A 16,323-nucleotide genomic window follows, 5' to 3' on the forward strand; every position below is an offset into this window, starting at 1 on the left:
TGCCTTTCCTCATGTCATTCGAACAGATCGCCAATGAAGTGGCGCGCCGACGCACCTTCGCCATCATTTCCCACCCCGATGCGGGCAAAACCACACTGACCGAGAAATTGCTGCTGTTTTCGGGTGCCATTCAACTGGCGGGCACGGTCAAGGGCAAGAAGACCGGCAAATTCGCCACCTCCGACTGGATGGAGATCGAAAAGCAGCGGGGTATCTCCGTCGCATCCAGCGTGATGCAGTTCGATTACCGTGAACACGTGATCAACCTGCTCGACACCCCAGGCCACCAGGACTTCTCTGAGGATACCTACCGCGTATTGACTGCGGTCGATTCCGCCCTGATGGTCATCGACGCCGCCAAAGGTGTGGAGGAGCAGACCATCAAATTGCTGAATGTCTGCCGCCTGCGCAGCACGCCGATCGTTACCTTCATGAACAAATATGACCGTGAAGTGCGTGACAACCTGGAGCTGCTGGACGAGGTGGAAAGCGTGCTGAAGATCCAGTGCGCACCAATCACCTGGCCAATCGGCATGGGCAAGGTGTTCCGTGGGGTCTACCACCTGCTGAATGATGAGGTGATGCTGTTCACCCCTGGCGAAGACAAGGCAGGGCAAGATGTGGCGGAGGTCATCAAAGGGATTGACAATCCGCGCCTGGACGAGCTGTTCCCGCTTGAAATCCAACATACCCGTAACGAGCTGGAGCTGGTGCGCGGCGCATCACATCCATTCGACCTGGAAGCCTTTCTGGCGGGTCGGCAGACGCCCGTATTCTTTGGCTCAGCCATCAACAACTTCGGCGTGCGCGAGATCCTGAATGCATTGATCGACTGGGCACCCGCCCCAGGCGGACGAGATGCTACGGTTCGCAGCGTCAACCCGGACGAACAGAAATTTTCCGGCTTCGTGTTCAAGATCCAAGCCAATATGGACCCGAAACACCGCGATCGTATCGCCTTCCTGCGCGTCTGCTCGGGCAAATTCGAGCGTGGCATGAAGATGAAACATCTGCGCCTAGGGCGCGATGTGGCCGCCAACTCGGTGGTCACCTTCATGGCATCCAGCCGCGAGCAGGTCGAGGAGGCTTACGCCGGGGACATCATCGGCGTACCCAACCACGGCAATATCCAGATCGGTGACTCGTTCTCCGAAGGCGAGCTGTTGGCTTTCACCGGCATCCCGTTCTTTGCGCCCGAGCTGTTCCGCAGTGTGCGGATCAAGAACCCACTAAAGCTCAAGCAGTTGCAAAAAGGTCTGCAGCAGCTAGGCGAGGAAGGCGCAGTACAGGTGTTCAAGCCCCTTTCGGGCGCAGACATGATTCTGGGCGCGGTAGGCGTGCTGCAGTTCGAGGTGGTGAAAAGCCGCTTGGAGAACGAGTATGGCGTCGATGCCATTTTCGAGTCCTGCTCGATCTACACCGCACGCTGGGTCAGCAGCGAAGACAGTCGCATGTTGGCTGATTTCGAGAAAAACCTCGGCATGAACCTGGCCCATGATGCCACCGACAACTTGACCTATCTGGCCCCGAACCGCGTCAATCTGTCACTGACAGAAGAGCGTTGGCCCAAGATCCGTTTTCACGCAACCCGTGAGCATGCCGCCAAGCTGAACTGATCAGCGCGGCCCACCACGTAACCCGCCTGGCTGGCGGGTTACAATCAATAAGCCCCAGTCAGGTGGCTACCGGCGCCGACACAAACCCGTTTCGGAATACATGACGACTGCCCTGTTGGGAAGTGAGCGCACCCTCACACCACACACCCCCGCCCGGACATCGTGTATGTACTCGACCTCATAATCTTTATTGGCTTCCGGTATGAAATAGATCGATGGCGCAACGCAGTGCCATCTACCACCAAAGTCCATCAGCGTGAACGTGATAGGTGCGTTCGCAGTAGCGTAGAATTCCGCATAATCTGCCTTGTCCAGATATTGGATCTTATCGTCAGGTATGCCGATCGATCTTCCCGTAAATCCTGGGTTTCCCACAGGCGTTCGCATGATCGCCATGCCAGATTGTGGATCTGAGGGAGCGGCACACGACTTGTTTGGTGTCACCGCAAGACTTCCATAGGTTACGATGGCTCTGATTCTGGCACGTTCACCTGATGTGGCCTCAACCAGTGGCCTGAATTGAAAGGACGAAAGGATGGTGCAAGCTGGTAGGGCAAGCACCGCAACAAGCATCAGGGGCATTCTTCCCATGGCGGCAGCCCTCCATGATATCTCCACAACAGCTACATGCGGCCCACTCGTGCGGAGATGTCAACGCCCCGTGACATGTCAATCGCCAGACATCCGCTCGATCACTTTGATCATAGCCGATGAATCCATTTCACCCTGCCCCAATCCCAGCAAGGCATTGATCAGCTGGGTGGTCTGGCTGCTGATGGGCAAAGCCAAGCCAAGCTGGCGGGCAGTCTCCAGCACGATGTGCATATCCTTCTGATGCAGGCGGCTCTTGAAGCCAGGCCGGAAGTCACCATCCAGCATCCGCTTGCCGTGCACCTCTAGAATCTTGCTGCCCGCAAAACCGCCCATGAGGGCATCCCGAACCTTGGCTGCATCCACATCGCTACGACGGGCAAAGGTCAGGGCTTCCGCCACCGCCGCAATGGTGCCCGCCACCACGATCTGATTGCAGGCTTTCGCCACCTGCCCCGCCCCGCTGTCACCGACATGTACGATATTCTTGCCCAACACCTGCAACAGCGGCAACGCCCGTTCGAATGCGCTTGCTTTACCCCCTACCATGATCGAGAGCGTACCGGCTATCGCGCCCGCCTCTCCACCCGATACCGGCGCATCCAGCAGGTCAATGCCCCTCTCTGCCAATCGTTCGGCCATCTGCCGGGCAGCCAGCGGCGCGATGGTGCTCATGTCCACCACAACTTGGCCCGCCCTGCCAGCCTCGATCACACCTTGCTCCCCCAGCAGCACCTGCTCCACATCCGGGGTGTCCGACACATTGACGAACAGGATGTCGGCCACCCGAGCCAGCTCACATGGGCTGGCGGCGGCCTGCGCACCCTCCGCCAACAGAGGGGCCAATGACGCTGCCCGCCGGGCATACACATGCAACGTATAGCCCGCTTTGATCAGATTGAGCGCTGTGGGGCGGCCCATGATGCCCAGGCCAATATAGCCGACAACCGGTTTGGTCATGCTGATTCCTTACGATGGATGGAGACACGGATAGAGCGCCCGGCACATTGAGCCAGGCCGCAGGCAAGCGGGTGGAGTTTAACCGATCAGCCCGGCTGCTCACCATCGACAGTCGCTGGCATTTCAGGCAATGACAGCGTCGGTGGCGGGGGTGCGTCGCCGCCCTGCTCCAGCAGGTAGATGAAAGCCAGAAGTTCGGCCACGGCACGGTACAGCTCAGGGGGAATATGCTGATCAAGATCGACCTGCATCAACAAGGACACCAGCTCCGGCGATTCATGGACGAACACACCTGCCTCGCGTGCGCGTTCAATGATCATTTCAGCCAGTACACCCCGCCCCTTGGCCACGACCTTGGGCGCGCTCATGCCCGATTGATAGGCCATGGCCACCGCCATCTGCCGCTGCCGGTCTTTATCCAACGCCATCAGATGCTTCCTGAATATCCACTGTACTGCCCGCCAGGCGGAGACCGGCTGCTTCCAATTGATGGCTCAAGGTTGTGCCGGCATTGCGGATGCGGTTGCCTGTCTCAGCCTTGGCGACATGAAAATTGACAGCGACATTCTGCCCATGCAGGCTGACGCCAATCACCACATCACCCAAGGTAGGCAGGCTCAATTTCATGCGTGAATACCAAGTCCGGTCCTCCTCTCCCCCTCCGCCTTGCTGGGCTGCCACCTGCTCCTCAATCGACCACTCCATCGGCTGATTGGGCCATGCCACGCCATGCCACATCATCTGGCGAGTATCCAGCACACCCAGTTGCTGCTGGACGATCTGCTTGAGCTGTGGCGCCAGCTCAGCACCGGACAGTGACGGGGCCTTCTCGGCAACCGTGCTGGCAGGCACCAGCAATGTCGCCTCTTTGGCTGGGCCAGCGGGCCTGGTCAGATCAGGCACCTCTGCCTTTGGCCCCACCGCAGCAGCAGTCTTTTCCGGATCGGCCACCGCTTGGGGTGTTGGATGATTGGCAACCGATTGCGACAGAGTGGCTTGCGGCTCGGCTTGCAGAGCCTGCAGGCTGCGCTGGCCACTGACCCACTCAGCCTGATGCGATTCGTAGAAAACGCCACTGTGGGCGATGGCTTTCTGCAGATTCTGAGCAATCTGCTCCGGCTGGGTATCAGCCGATTCCATCATAGGCTGGGTGCCGATGGTTGCAGGGGTGGCGGCTGACTGTTCCGCCTTGGCCAGCAACGCCCCTAGGAATTTGGCAGTTTCGCTGAACCTGACCTCTCCTGCCCCGCCCCCCATCAAGGCTGCCAGATCCTTGGTCAGCGCGAAAGTGGGCCTGGGCTCGACGCGGATGAAGGTCAAGTCCAATGCCTCGCCCGGTTGGGCATTGCCGGGCAGATTCATATCGAGCAATTGGTTTTTCACCAACACCTCGAACCGACCGTTGGGCAACAGAGTCAGCACATGAGCGGGAATCCGCTCACCAGGGATGAATTGCGGAATACGCTCATCCGTGACAGGCGGCCTTTCCTGGCTGGCCTCGATCAAGGTTGGCGAAACCCGCCGAACCAGCTGGTTGAGTTGGCCTAATGCATCGTTATGGATCATACCGGGTCAAACCGATGCAAAGCGATGATCAATTCAGCCTCACCACGGGAAATACCACAATGGGCCGCCAGAGTGGCGGCATCCAGGCCCTGCCTCGCTAACTCCACCGCCTGGGTATACGGCGAGTGCACTTTCTCATGTTCAGCGGTACGCACCGGCCTTGGCGGGGCGGCATTGGCGGCGGCCTCAAGCCGTTGCCGCAAGGCCTGCACCTCCGCCTCCAGCACCTCCAACCGCCCCAGCAGCTCGTGCGATGCGGGTTGAGGTGGGATGGTCTCGCGGCGCTCGCGTGCCCGTTTACTGGCCCGCATGAACGCAAACCACTCGGCAATGTAGATGCCGATGACAATAGCGCCGACCACCAACAACTCACGCCAGGTAATAACGATGGATTCCATGATCTAACAGCCCGACATCTGACAGTTGATACTTGAGGTCGTAGGGCTGGCACGCACGACTGCATCATGCCGAAACCCTGCTGCTTTCAGCTTACGCCGTGGCAGATGTTTTCTCAATCCATTGTTCAGACAAACCATGATGCCCCAGCCAGCCCAGCTGGCGCTGGTATCGTGTCATATGCCGCACCGGTCAACGGTAGGCATCAGTGATTTTACGTTCATTACTGGCACTGGCCAGGATGTCGCGCAGCTCCGACAGCCAGACTTCAGTCAGCGTGACCGTCTGTTGATCAGCTGCAAGAATGGCGGCAATCATGTCCCGCAGCTCGGTTTGAATGGTTTGCGACAGGTCGAATGCACCGATATCGATTCCTGCCACTGTCGCCAGCATGGCGGCGCGTGTTGCATCCAAGGCCAGCAACGGCTCCCACTGCTCCTGCCGGGCAAGATCCAACATGTGCTGGCTCAGGCTATGTAGCTCTCGATAGGTGGCAATGAGCTCCTCGCTGGTCATACTTTGCCGTAACTGGCCGTCTGACGATCCCCCGCATCCGGAGGAGGCGGCGATGCCGGATCGGTCGGTGCCCCGCCACCTTGTGGCGCAATACCCTGCCACGCATCCCGCAGCTGGTTCAGCAACTGGGTCGATTCATCCAGCATGGCCACATCATTTTGAATATTGGCCAACAGCAGGCGGTGGGAGATGTATTCATACAAGGCATCGAGATTCTGGGCCAATTCACCGCCCACGTTCTTATCCAGACTGAGCCGCAAGCCCTCCTCCACAATGGCAATGGCCTTTGATATGGCATTGCCTTTGGCAGAGATCTGGGATGCCTCGATATGTTTCCTCGCCTGTGCAATCGAGGCTAACGCCCCATCGAACAACATCAGGATCAATTTATGAGGGCTGGCACTATTGATTTCATTTTCCAGTGCATGCCGTGTGTAAGCATGAACCGCAGAGCGTGGATAGCCAGTCATGGTTGAGCCGTGCATAATTTATCTGTTGAGCATTGCCAACTGCTGAGACAAATACTGCCCTGTCTTGCTGATGTTGGACAACATCACATCCAGCGCAGTAAATTGCGTCCGATATCGTTTCTCGGTATCGTCCAGTCGGCGGTTGAGTACTTCTCGCTGTTTACCGATATCCTTGACGGTCTGATTCAGACCGTCAGTCCGCGCAGCAATCGCACCTTTTGCCCCCAGGAACTCATCCAGCAGCTTGTCCAGCTGTGAAGCGAATCCACGGGAGAAGCTTATGGTACCGCGATCTGCATTCTCAGCGCCACCCGTCACCGTCACCGACAAACCCAGCGCAGCGCCGGAGCTGGCAGTCAGCTTCTGACCACTCCCGGTTGCTGCCGCACCACCGATGGTGCCCACGATGTCCGTGCCAGCTGTCGCAACCGGGCTGGCGCCAAAGAGTGCAGCAGCGTTGCCACTGACCGAGAAATTCGATGATGAACCGTATTGGTCGGACACCCCGGTCAGCGTGAAGCTGGTCGCATCCCCGGTGCCCGTGATGGCAACCTTGCTGCCGGCAAACGTGCTGTTACCATTGATTTTAGATTGGATTTCCGCAGCCAGCTCCGAAACACTGGCGTACGTCCCCGCGCCCAGCGTCAAGGTAGCGGCCTTGCCATTCAAGGTCACGGCCAATGAATCATTGACACCCGCAGTCACGGTCAGACCGCTGGTCACGGCACTGCCGACCAACTTGCCCTGGGTGGCCAGGCTGGTGACATTGACAGCATAGTTGCCCGCCTGGGTATACGCTGTTGATCCCTGATACTTGACCAGGCTATCGGTGGCATTGCCTGTTGCGGCAAACAGAGCCGTCACATCGTTGAATTTACTATCGATGGCGGATTGCAGCTTGGCTGAATCCACCTTCAATGTACCGTCTTTCTGGAAAGCGATTCCCACCTTGCCCAGCGAATTGACTGAGCTGTCCACGCCTGCCACCACAGTGCCGAACATCTGCCGCAAGCGGAATTGCATGCTTCGCACTGTCGAGTCACCTTGCAGCGGCGCGGATTTTCCCGCTGTGCCACCCGCTTTCGCACCACTACCATCATAGGCGGTGGCATCATCCAGCAATTTGTTCAGATCATTGTAGGCTTTGACAAAGGCATTGACCGCAGTGCCCAGTGAGCTACCACTATTGGATACCGTGATCTTGGCGGGCGAACCGACATTGGTCTTCAGCAGGTTCAGTGTCACGCCCTCTATGGCATCGGTGATCGAGGTGCTGGATTTACTGATAGCAACACCGTCGATCTTCAATTCACTGTTCTGAGCCGTGACGGTCTCCTGCAATGCCTGACCTGTATTGGAGGCAGGGTCATGTGCCAACAGGTTTTGCAGCGCCGTGTCACCGGCCACGCTGATCTTGACGCTATTGCTCGCGCCTGGGTTGCTGGATGCCAATGCCAGGCGATAAGGGGTGCCGCTGCCATCATTGATGATCGAGGCAGTCACGCCGATGTTGGCTTTGTTGATTGCATCACGAATGCCTTCCAGGCTGTTGTTGGATGCATCGATGGTCACGGATTTGGTCGCATTGCCATTGGATGCAAACGACGCCCCGGTATACTTGCCCGTGTTGGCATCGAATGTTCCACCACTGACAGTGCCAAAGCTGAATGTCAAGGTGCCATTGCCAATGACTGTATTTTTCGATGCCTGGCCTGCAGAGGCCAATTTTTGTGCCTGAGCGAGCTTGGTCACCTCGATATTATAGTTGCCCAACGCGGCCCCAGCCGAAGCCGTCACTGTGATCGCCTCGCTGTTGGATGAATTAGCAGATTTACTGGCCTGGAATTTACTGGCATCCGCCAAGCCCCGCACAGCGGATTGCAGCGCCGCCATAGCGCCCTTGACCGTACCAAAGGCAGACAGCTTCGCCTGCACCCCGATCTCTTTGGTAGCCAAGACTGTCAGCGGCTCTTTCTCAGCCTGCATCAGCTTGGTGATGAGGGTGTTGACATCCAGTCCGGAGCCAACACCGGGCGATGCGATAGCCATGGTATTCTCCTTGGGTTGATCCACATGATCCTGGCCGGCTAAGCCGATGCCTGATCAGGCTTTCTGACGAACCAGCAGGCCCTGCAGATGTTCGATACTCTCAGCGATTTTCAACATTTCCTCGGAAGGAATCTGACGGATCACCTCTTTGGATTGTGTATCGATCACTTTGACCACGTCGATGCCGGTCTCCTCATCAACAGTGAACTTGAGCTCGCTGGCATAGACGTTGACAACCTTATTGAGCTTATCGGCAGCCTTTTTCAATTCTTCAACCGGCGTCGGCTTTTTGGTCTGCTCAACGGCTGTCTGTTCATAGGCATTGCCAGCAACCTGGCTTGCAGACTGTGTCGTATTGGCCTGAGCGGCATTGTCTCGGTTACGCACACTGCCGGCATAGGTATCGAGCTGAGCTAAACCGACCTGTGTCGGACTGCTGACGGAAGGGACGGTCATGGTTTCACTCCTTTACGGCACAAAGCCCGACCGGGTAAACCGGTCGGGCACGATGATGTTATGCGCTATCGACTTACCGCAACAGTTGGAGCACTTGTTGTGGCAATTGGTTCGCCTGGGCCAACATCGCGGTACCAGCCTGTTGCAGAATCTGCGTACGACTCAGGTTGGCGGTTTCCGTCGCAAAGTCCGCATCGCGAATCCGACTACGCGCAGCACTCAGGTTCTCCGAGGTGGTCTGCAAATTCGAGATCGTTGCTGAGAAACGGTTTTGCAGTGCACCGAACTTGGCGCGTTGATCGTTGACGATACCGATGGCACTGTCCACCGTCCGCAGTGCATTGGTTGCATTCAGAACAGTTGAGATGTCCAGATTCGATACTTTTTGCAGAGCAGACACGCTAGTTGTGCTGGCAGCAATCGAATTTGCTCCAATGACACCAGAATTGAGCGCCGCAGTGGCGTCAGTACTGATCGAATAGGATTTAGACGAATCCAATGTCACCTGCCCTGCCACTGTCAATGAACCGCTTGTCGTTGCAGCCAAACTTGTAGCAGCACCCGCTCCAGACAGTGTGATTTTCCCAGGAGCCGCAATAGCGTTCGCAGCACCCAATGTGACGTTACTACCGTCCTCTGCTGTCAACACCACACCATCATTGGTGCTATTGAGGCGGGCGGTGATGCCTGTCTTCGATGATTGATCATTGAAAGCCTGCACCGCTTGCGACAGGCCACCGGCAGTATTGGTCGAAGTCAAACTGAAACTAACTGTTTGCGCAGTGCTGTTTGAGCCAAACACCGACAAGGAATAAGAACCAGTCGCGCCAAAGGTGAATGTTGCCTCGGTTTTTGCCGTTGCACGAACCCCAGTCTGGGTCTGCGCATTGATCTTGCTGGCGATGGTCTTGGCGCTATCATCCACCGCCAATGCGACGGTTGCTGTACCATCCGCACCATTGATCGTCATGTTGCCAGATGCGGTGACGGCAGCGCTGTTTTGTACTGCTATTGCCGTGGTCCCAGACGCCCCAGAATTGGCCGACGTAGCATTACCCAACTGGTAGGTACCATACTGATCCGTGCGGAAATTAGCAGTGGTAGCGGTAATGGTCTGGTTGGCATTGGCACCAACCTGATAGATCGCTGAGCCAAACGAGCCGTCGAACAACTTCTGGCCGTTGAATTCAGTGGTCACTGCAAAGCGATCCAGTTCGGAAACCAGTTGTGTGACTTCCGCATTCAGGGCCTGACGGTCGCCAGCAGAGTTCGAGGCATTGGCAGACTGTACAGCCAGCTCGCGTACACGCAGCAGGATATTACCCATCTGCTCCAACGCACCTTCACCAGTCTGCGCAATCGACACACCATCGTTGGCATTACGGCGGGCTTGGTCAAGGCCACGAATCTGGGCTGTAAAACGTTCGGAAATTGCGAGACCCGCAGCATCGTCTTTTGCGCTGTTGATGCGCAGACCGGACGACAGGCGCTGCAGGGAGGTTGCCAGACTGTCTTGCGAGCGCGACAGATTGCGCTGCGAGTTCAGAGAGGCAATGTTCGTGTTGATGACCTGCATGTTGTGCTCCTTTCAGGTGCAGCCTAGTTCGTTCAATAAGACGTTGCTCACGTCTCTGACTCGTTTATCGGCATTCGCTAAATTAACTTTAGTGATAAACCCAAAAATTATCTGAACCAGGCTTGCATCCAGTTTTCCAGATGTTTCTCAATGGTCCAGTGTGCCAACACATACTCCCGTAAAGCATCCCCGCGCGCAGCCAGCGCCTGCCTGTCCGACAGGTGTTCGCGAATGGCCTGTATCCAGTCTCGGTCACGGTTCTTCACCCGCTTAATGGGGAAATCCCCCTGGTAAGGAATGATATCGGTCGCAATCACCGGGAAGCCCAAGATGCCATATTCCAATAGGCGGAGATTGCTCTTGCATTCATTGAAATGATTGATCTCCAATGGCGCAAGTGCCAGATCCAGATTCAAGCCCGCCAGCGCACCAGGATAACGATCGATCGGCACGCCGGGGTGGAATTCCTTGACATGAGGCCGGAGCTTATCCGGGCACATCCCCATGAAGACCCAGTCCACTTCGTCAGCCAGCGCTGCCACGACGCCTGCGATCATTTCCAAGTCGCCCGTATGGCTGAGGCCCCCGGCCCAACCAACCCGAGGCTTGCTCGACACGCCCCGTCGAGGCTGGAAGTGTCCCCATTGCCGGGTATCGATAGCATTTTTTACCACGCGGATATCTGCACTCAGGTCTCGATAGGCTTCAGCCAAAGGCTCAGTCGAGACCACGAAGCGATCGCACAACGCAACTGCCTCACGCAACCACTTACGAATATCTTTTGGAATGTGTTCACGGTGCAAGCTCTTCGCCGGCAGATTGGTGGTCAGGTCATCCAGCTCGAACACCAGCAAACACTTATGTAGTGCCTTGTATTGTCGAATGATATCGGTCTGGTGAGGATGCAGCTGCCGCTGTAACAACCAGGTATCGATTTCAAAACGCTCCATCTCGACCGGCGTGAAATAAGAGAAGGAATAGGTCGCTTCGATCAAACCATGATCCACCGCCCTGCTGAGCGGCTGGATGATGCGATAATGACCACAACCCTGATTGTCCCCTGGGTGGGCCAGAATACGTGGCAACGGCTTCCAGGACAGGGGGTTCCAGGTCAAACTTGGCCGGGTGTCAATCTGGCAGCCGTACTCGTTCAACGACAAGTTGGTGTTGTAGTATGGGTCACGGGCCAACTGGGGTAACCAGCGCAAATGCAGTTGCTTGCGATCCGCCTCCAGTCGCGGGCCGATATTGCCGACCAGATCGATATTCTTCAACGTGGCGCCACCCTCATGCAGCAAGCTGGCATACGGAGTATAGACAATCAGCAAGCCTAGTTCGCGCACCCGAAGGCAGAGATCCACATCAGTATAGGCAAGGGCAATATCTTCATTCATGCCCCCCACCTGTTGAAAGACCGCTTTACGGATCAACAGGCAGGAGCCCGACACCGCCGACACATTCTGCACCAATTGTGCACGACCAAAACCGTAGTCTGAATCATGCGGTATGCCGAAAAATGCTGTATCTGCCGCCCCTAACAGGCCCAAAGTCAAACCAGCCTGTTGCACCGTGCCGTCAGGCTTGAGCAGACGCGGCCCGACCACACCGATGTCTGGTCGGATTGCATAACCCATCAGCTCACTGAGCCAGTCGTCATGCAACGGGGCCACATCGTTGTTCAGAAACAGCAGATATTCACCTTGCGCTTCACCACTGGCCAGATTCATCAATCTTGAGAAATTGAACGGGCCTGGCAGCGTGTAGACCCGCACACTCTCCGAACCGAGTGCCTCCAGCCCCTGCAGATATTGCATTGCCTCCGGCTCTTGGCTGCCAGTATCGATGATGATCAACTCATAGCGCGGGTAGTCCGTGTGCTCCAACACTGTTTCGATACAACGCCGCAGGTAGTCCAGATTGTCCAGCGTGGGGATGATGATGGAAACCAATGGATGGTCAGTCAATTGATATCGTAGCCGATAGCTGCCCGGCACTCTGCCCAGCTCCAATTTTGCTGGGGTCTGGGTGGCAGCGAGGTGGTTCTGCAACGCGGTAGCATTGGCGTTGACGATCTGCAGCGTGGGCAGATCATCGAAACGGTCAACCGGCCAGCGGTGTATCAGGATGTCCGCGACATGACCAAATGCATCGGTGCCGAACATGGCCAGGGCACGTAACTGCAGGTCATACCACTCGGCCCCGGCCAGCTCCGTCTGGAAGCCCAACAGGCGATTGAAGGCCGGCTTGGACAACCATACCAGCGACCCGATGTAGGGGTAGCCGCGCAGGTAATCAGGGCTGAAGCCCGGTTTGAAATAAGGCAGCTCGGGCTTGCTATTGCCTCCGATGGTATCTTCATCACTGTAGATCAACTGCCAGGCCGGATGCTGGAAGGCTTGCTCAGCCACGAACAGCATGCTGTGAGACACCACGGTATCGCCTGCATTGAGCGCCAGCAGCCAATCCGCGTCGGAATGGGCAAACAATTGGTTGATCGCATCGAACACCAGCCCATCGGCCTGCATCCATTCAATGTGCTCATTGGCAACGAAATCAACCGGTGCAGAGCTGCCTGACAAGATGGTGATCCGCACCCGGTAATAACCTTGTTGCGCGAGCGATTGGATGGTCTGCCCCAATTGCTCGACAGTATTGGGCGTGACAATGACCACCACATGGAATAATGGATGGTGATCCCATTGCTCAAGCCGCAATTCGAATTGTTCTGCTTCGGCTACCGTCAAGACGTGTTGTTTCAACAACTGCTGATGACGCAATGCCGGCAATTGGCCCGCGTCCAATGCCAAAGGTTGGCTGTCAGCCGCCTCCGACGGCACTGCCACCACATAGAATTGCAAGCTGCACAGCTCACAAAGCTCCGCATGGCTGACATCACGCAACACCATCTTGCCCGTATCCAATGTCGTTGGGCAATGATCTCGATGTTGCTCAAACACATCCTTCAGTCGGGTATCGATACCATAGGTGGTCCGTACCAAGCGATAACCTGTTTCGCGGAAGAACCGCTCGACTTCTTTGTACGTAAAGAAGCGGATATGAGTGATATCCAGCAAACCTAACGCTTCGTATTTCCAGTGGCCCTTTGCAAGATCGTCCATCAGCGCAAGATTGCGCACATTGGGAATGCTGGCGATCACTTGCGCAGTTGGCGACAGGTAGGGCCGCAAGGTCTCCATCACCTGCCACGGGTTATACATGTGCTCCAACACATCCGCGACGATCACGCCATCCAGGCTACCTTTGGGAATGCCCTCCGCCTCCAGGTCGAATTCCTCGAATTTGCCCACCAGCACCTTGTCGAGCCGGGTTGAGGCCACCTGTGCGGCAGCGCGATTGGTCTCAATCCCCCACACCTTGGCCTGTGGATACATCTGCTTGAGCACCCGCCCCGTGCCTCCGGCAGCGCAACCAATATCGAGCACGAATTGTGGGGTGTTGGTGAACATGGCCACCAAGTCACCCCGTGCCCCCTCGTGATAGCCGGTTGCGTCGATCTCCTCGACATCCAGATATTGCTGCCAGACGAAACGCTGCTCACCAGCATGAAATTGCCCAAGTCGAGCAATCAGTTCTACGACACGCTCCGCAGCACACTGCTCGCTGCGATGATTGTAATGGGGTAATCTGGCGGCCATCTGTTGACGCAGGCCAAGACGTAAACTCTCGCTGGTCAGCACTTCTGCCAAAGCCTGCATCAATTCATCCGCCTCAACCTCAAGCACCCCGGTCTCGGCATCAAAACTCGGGCCTAACAGCATGCCCGTCTCATTCATTAAATTGATGGCCGGAGTACCCGCAATCATCGCCTCCACAGTGAGGTTGGAATCGACTGCGACAACAACGTCACTTGCCACAACCCAAGCTTCGGTATCCAGCGTGGTATAGGTCAGCCAAGCTGGATCTACCCCCTCTTCCAATGCAATTTGCTGATACCTTTCAACACCAAAATGGGCGTTGGCAGCCCGATCTTTAATCACGAACTGTGGTCGTAATCCACCAGCCATCAAAGGTGGCAGGGCCCGGATGAATGCTCGGAGGGTCTCACCGTAAATGGCCTCATCCACCATGGCCGATAAATTGGCCGCCCAAGTTGTACCGAACAGTACAATCGGTCGATCTACATCTTGACCATGTTTCTCACATAACTGTTTACGCAGTGAGTCCCTTTGCTCGATCCAGGCAGGGTAAGCATCCCATGCAGGATTGCCGGTGATGAACATCCTTTCCGGCGCCACACCTACATCCAGGTATGCCTCGATACCTCGCCCACCGAACACCGCTGCAACATCTGCAAACAAGGTACCATGTACTGTGTAGGCCGTAGAAAGCTGCACCCCATGTTGTACGAGCAGGCTTGGTACGCCATGCGCTTTACCCCACGCTACAGTGATCCGACCAGCAGCGGTTACATCTTCATTCAGCAACAATAAGCGTATATCAAATAGGTGATTAGCTTTATCTAGTGCGGCAAGCAACTGAATGCCGACTGCGGCATGTCCTCTGGCTGACTCAATCACAGCCTCTGTCAACGCTGTTGCTGCCAACGACAAAGACTCGCACAACGCCAACCAAGCACCACTTTGCCCAAGTGTCTCTACTTGTTGCTCATAGTGAGCCAATGCATGTTGCAACTCGGGCAAATCTGCCTGCGTCAGCAATTGCCCCATATCCACCAAGCGACTACCCACCAGCTCCTGCATCGCTACTGACGGCTGCCCAGTACAGGGCGCATAAACCAGCACGACAGAATCGGGAAAACGCTGCAGGTGGCGACGAAGCACATCTATGTTCTTTTCCCACAGGAAACACACCAGCGCCTGCTGCTTCATGTGCGCTCTCCTGTGAAACAACCAAGATGCTCAGTCAGGACACGCTCTGTCAAAGAGTATTCGGTAGCGACAGCCAAATTAACACCTTCAAACTGAGTCGCGCCTGGGTTGACCATGCATTCGGACCAATGCCGGGCAACACGGGTAGCCCTTTGATCTTGCAATTCACGCCGGAACCAATCGACATAACGATTGAAGATCATCTCAGGCAATAGGGCCATCAGATCAAAACGACGGCTTTGCGCCAATAAGGGCTTGATGAGTCGATACAACAAAATCTGATTGCGTAAGGATGTCAGATGGGTGGCCAATTCTGTACGGATAACTTCCATTTCAGCAGGCAGATATTGAGCCAATTGGACAACTGTCAGCTGTTGCTCCGCTAGCAGCACACGATTGATTTCATCATTTCGTGCCAGCCAGCTTGCATTCGCCTTGCTATCTGGCCGTTGCTCCAATACGACCATCATCTTGCCAGATACCACACTCGTCAACGGTGCGATAAAGTGATGCTCCAGAAAACGGGCAAATGCGAACATCCTGTCATCCAACGCCAACCAGGACAGCAGCCTTTCCCAACGCTGCTGTCCATCCAGCCAGGGGGCCAATAGCCGGTTGGTATCTGTCGATCCAAAAAAACCTCGATACGGGACGACTGCAATGACACACAAACCCATTTCATCCGCGACGGACACTAAATCATCCACCGCAATCCGTAAATTGAAGCGGGAGATTGCACTTTCATCACCCTCAGAAGGCAATATATCTGCTTCTGTCAGTGGCTGCCCCATGGCCACGCGCAAATGATCCAGTGAATACACATCAAATACCAATCGACCACCAGGCTTTACCTTGTCGGCCCAGTGTTTCAAGATTTCTCGCCAATGCGGGAAATGAGTCAGAACATTCAATGCACATACAGTATCGAACGATTGACTTGCCACCGGCAGATCAAGTACATCTCCAGGAATCAAAGTAATCGGTGTCTGTCCGGCCAACCGTCGGGTTTCATCAAGCATGGCCTGGGAGCTATCCACACCGGTCACCTGCCTGCCGGCCTGTGCCAACGGCAAGGAAGCACGGCCAGTACCAACCCCAACATCAAGTAAAGACTCACCCACTGCATACTGGGCTATCAAGCTAATTTCCAAATCGTTATTCAACCGATTGGTGCCCGTATTTTCGACCATGCGACGCGAATACCACGCCACCATTTGCGGGTCTTTCCAGGCATCGGTCTTCCAATTGATCAGCCGATCCACATTCGCCATATTGAT

The 16,323-nt window shown here is 55.9% G+C and carries 12 protein-coding genes; 1 reads left to right on the top strand and 11 read right to left on the bottom strand.

The features are described 5' to 3' along the window. Positions 1-11 precede the first annotated feature (11 nt). A complete protein-coding gene (locus HNQ59_RS00570; protein ID WP_184033712.1) occupies positions 12-1,616 on the top strand; it encodes a peptide chain release factor 3 in 1,605 nt (534 codons plus the stop codon). A 669-nt stretch (positions 1,617-2,285) separates the two neighbouring features. On the opposite strand, the gene HNQ59_RS00575 is transcribed toward HNQ59_RS00570, so the two are convergent. From HNQ59_RS00575 to HNQ59_RS00625, 11 genes are all read right to left on the bottom strand, one after another. Beyond that, positions 2,286-3,167: a 2-hydroxy-3-oxopropionate reductase gene (locus HNQ59_RS00575; RefSeq protein ID WP_184033714.1), complete on the bottom strand. Its 882-nt coding sequence runs from the start codon at positions 3,165-3,167 to the stop codon at positions 2,286-2,288. An 86-nt stretch (positions 3,168-3,253) separates the two neighbouring features. Beyond that, entirely contained in the window at positions 3,254-3,595 is a 342-nt protein-coding gene (locus HNQ59_RS00580) for an EscU/YscU/HrcU family type III secretion system export apparatus switch protein (RefSeq protein ID WP_184033716.1), read from the bottom strand. Beyond that, entirely contained in the window at positions 3,582-4,733 is a 1,152-nt protein-coding gene (gene fliK / locus HNQ59_RS00585; RefSeq protein ID WP_184033718.1) for a flagellar hook-length control protein FliK, read from the bottom strand. The genes HNQ59_RS00580 and fliK overlap by 14 nt, the downstream gene beginning before the upstream one ends. Then, positions 4,730-5,131 (bottom strand): DUF2802 domain-containing protein, encoded by a 402-nt coding sequence (locus tag HNQ59_RS00590; protein WP_184033720.1) that lies wholly within the window; start codon positions 5,129-5,131, stop codon positions 4,730-4,732. Before HNQ59_RS00590 ends, fliK begins: the two co-directional genes overlap by 4 nt. A gap of 190 nt (positions 5,132-5,321) precedes the next feature. After that, on the bottom strand, positions 5,322-5,645 hold the full coding sequence (gene fliT, locus HNQ59_RS00595) for a flagellar protein FliT (RefSeq protein ID WP_184033723.1): 324 nt from the start codon (positions 5,643-5,645) through the stop codon (positions 5,322-5,324). Then, entirely contained in the window at positions 5,642-6,130 is a 489-nt protein-coding gene (gene fliS, locus HNQ59_RS00600) for a flagellar export chaperone FliS (protein WP_246490793.1), read from the bottom strand. The genes fliT and fliS overlap by 4 nt, the downstream gene beginning before the upstream one ends. Positions 6,131-6,133: 3 nt before the next feature. Then, positions 6,134-8,164, bottom strand: coding sequence for a flagellar filament capping protein FliD (gene fliD, locus HNQ59_RS00605; protein WP_184033725.1), 2,031 nt, complete (start codon positions 8,162-8,164; stop codon positions 6,134-6,136). A 54-nt stretch (positions 8,165-8,218) separates the two neighbouring features. Continuing rightward, entirely contained in the window at positions 8,219-8,620 is a 402-nt protein-coding gene (locus HNQ59_RS00610) for a flagellar protein FlaG (protein WP_184033729.1), read from the bottom strand. Between the two features lie 73 nt (positions 8,621-8,693). Then, positions 8,694-10,196: a flagellin N-terminal helical domain-containing protein gene (locus HNQ59_RS00615; RefSeq protein ID WP_184033733.1), complete on the bottom strand. Its 1,503-nt coding sequence runs from the start codon at positions 10,194-10,196 to the stop codon at positions 8,694-8,696. A 107-nt stretch (positions 10,197-10,303) separates the two neighbouring features. Beyond that, positions 10,304-15,046 (bottom strand): glycosyltransferase, encoded by a 4,743-nt coding sequence (locus tag HNQ59_RS00620; RefSeq protein WP_184033736.1) that lies wholly within the window; start codon positions 15,044-15,046, stop codon positions 10,304-10,306. After that, positions 15,043-16,317 carry a class I SAM-dependent methyltransferase gene (locus tag HNQ59_RS00625; RefSeq protein ID WP_184033738.1) on the bottom strand — a complete coding sequence of 425 codons (1,275 nt, stop codon included), beginning with the start codon at positions 16,315-16,317 and terminating at the stop codon, positions 15,043-15,045. Before HNQ59_RS00625 ends, HNQ59_RS00620 begins: the two co-directional genes overlap by 4 nt. Positions 16,318-16,323 lie beyond the last annotated feature (6 nt).

The organism is Chitinivorax tropicus, assembly GCF_014202905.1.
GTDB lineage: Bacteria > Pseudomonadota > Gammaproteobacteria > Burkholderiales > SCOH01 > Chitinivorax > Chitinivorax tropicus.

Excerpts from the sequence above, each read along its gene's own strand:
- HNQ59_RS00575 (WP_184033714.1), bottom strand. The coding sequence starts at position 3,167 with ATGACCAAACCGGTTGTCGGCTATATTGGCCTGGGCATCATGGGCCGC.
- HNQ59_RS00620 (WP_184033736.1), bottom strand. The coding sequence starts at position 15,046 with ATGAAGCAGCAGGCGCTGGTGTGTTTCCTGTGGGAAAAGAACATAGAT.
- HNQ59_RS00625 (WP_184033738.1), bottom strand. The coding sequence starts at position 16,317 with ATGGCGAATGTGGATCGGCTGATCAATTGGAAGACCGATGCCTGGAAA.
- fliK (WP_184033718.1), bottom strand. The coding sequence starts at position 4,733 with ATGATCCATAACGATGCATTAGGCCAACTCAACCAGCTGGTTCGGCGG.
- HNQ59_RS00570 (WP_184033712.1), top strand. The coding sequence starts at position 12 with ATGTCATTCGAACAGATCGCCAATGAAGTGGCGCGCCGACGCACCTTC.
- HNQ59_RS00615 (WP_184033733.1), bottom strand. The coding sequence starts at position 10,196 with ATGCAGGTCATCAACACGAACATTGCCTCTCTGAACTCGCAGCGCAAT.
- HNQ59_RS00590 (WP_184033720.1), bottom strand. The coding sequence starts at position 5,131 with ATGGAATCCATCGTTATTACCTGGCGTGAGTTGTTGGTGGTCGGCGCT.
- fliT (WP_184033723.1), bottom strand. The coding sequence starts at position 5,645 with ATGACCAGCGAGGAGCTCATTGCCACCTATCGAGAGCTACATAGCCTG.
- fliD (WP_184033725.1), bottom strand. The coding sequence starts at position 8,164 with ATGGCTATCGCATCGCCCGGTGTTGGCTCCGGACTGGATGTCAACACC.
- HNQ59_RS00580 (WP_184033716.1), bottom strand. The coding sequence starts at position 3,595 with ATGGCGTTGGATAAAGACCGGCAGCGGCAGATGGCGGTGGCCATGGCC.
- HNQ59_RS00610 (WP_184033729.1), bottom strand. The coding sequence starts at position 8,620 with ATGACCGTCCCTTCCGTCAGCAGTCCGACACAGGTCGGTTTAGCTCAG.
- fliS (WP_246490793.1), bottom strand. The coding sequence starts at position 6,130 with ATGCACGGCTCAACCATGACTGGCTATCCACGCTCTGCGGTTCATGCT.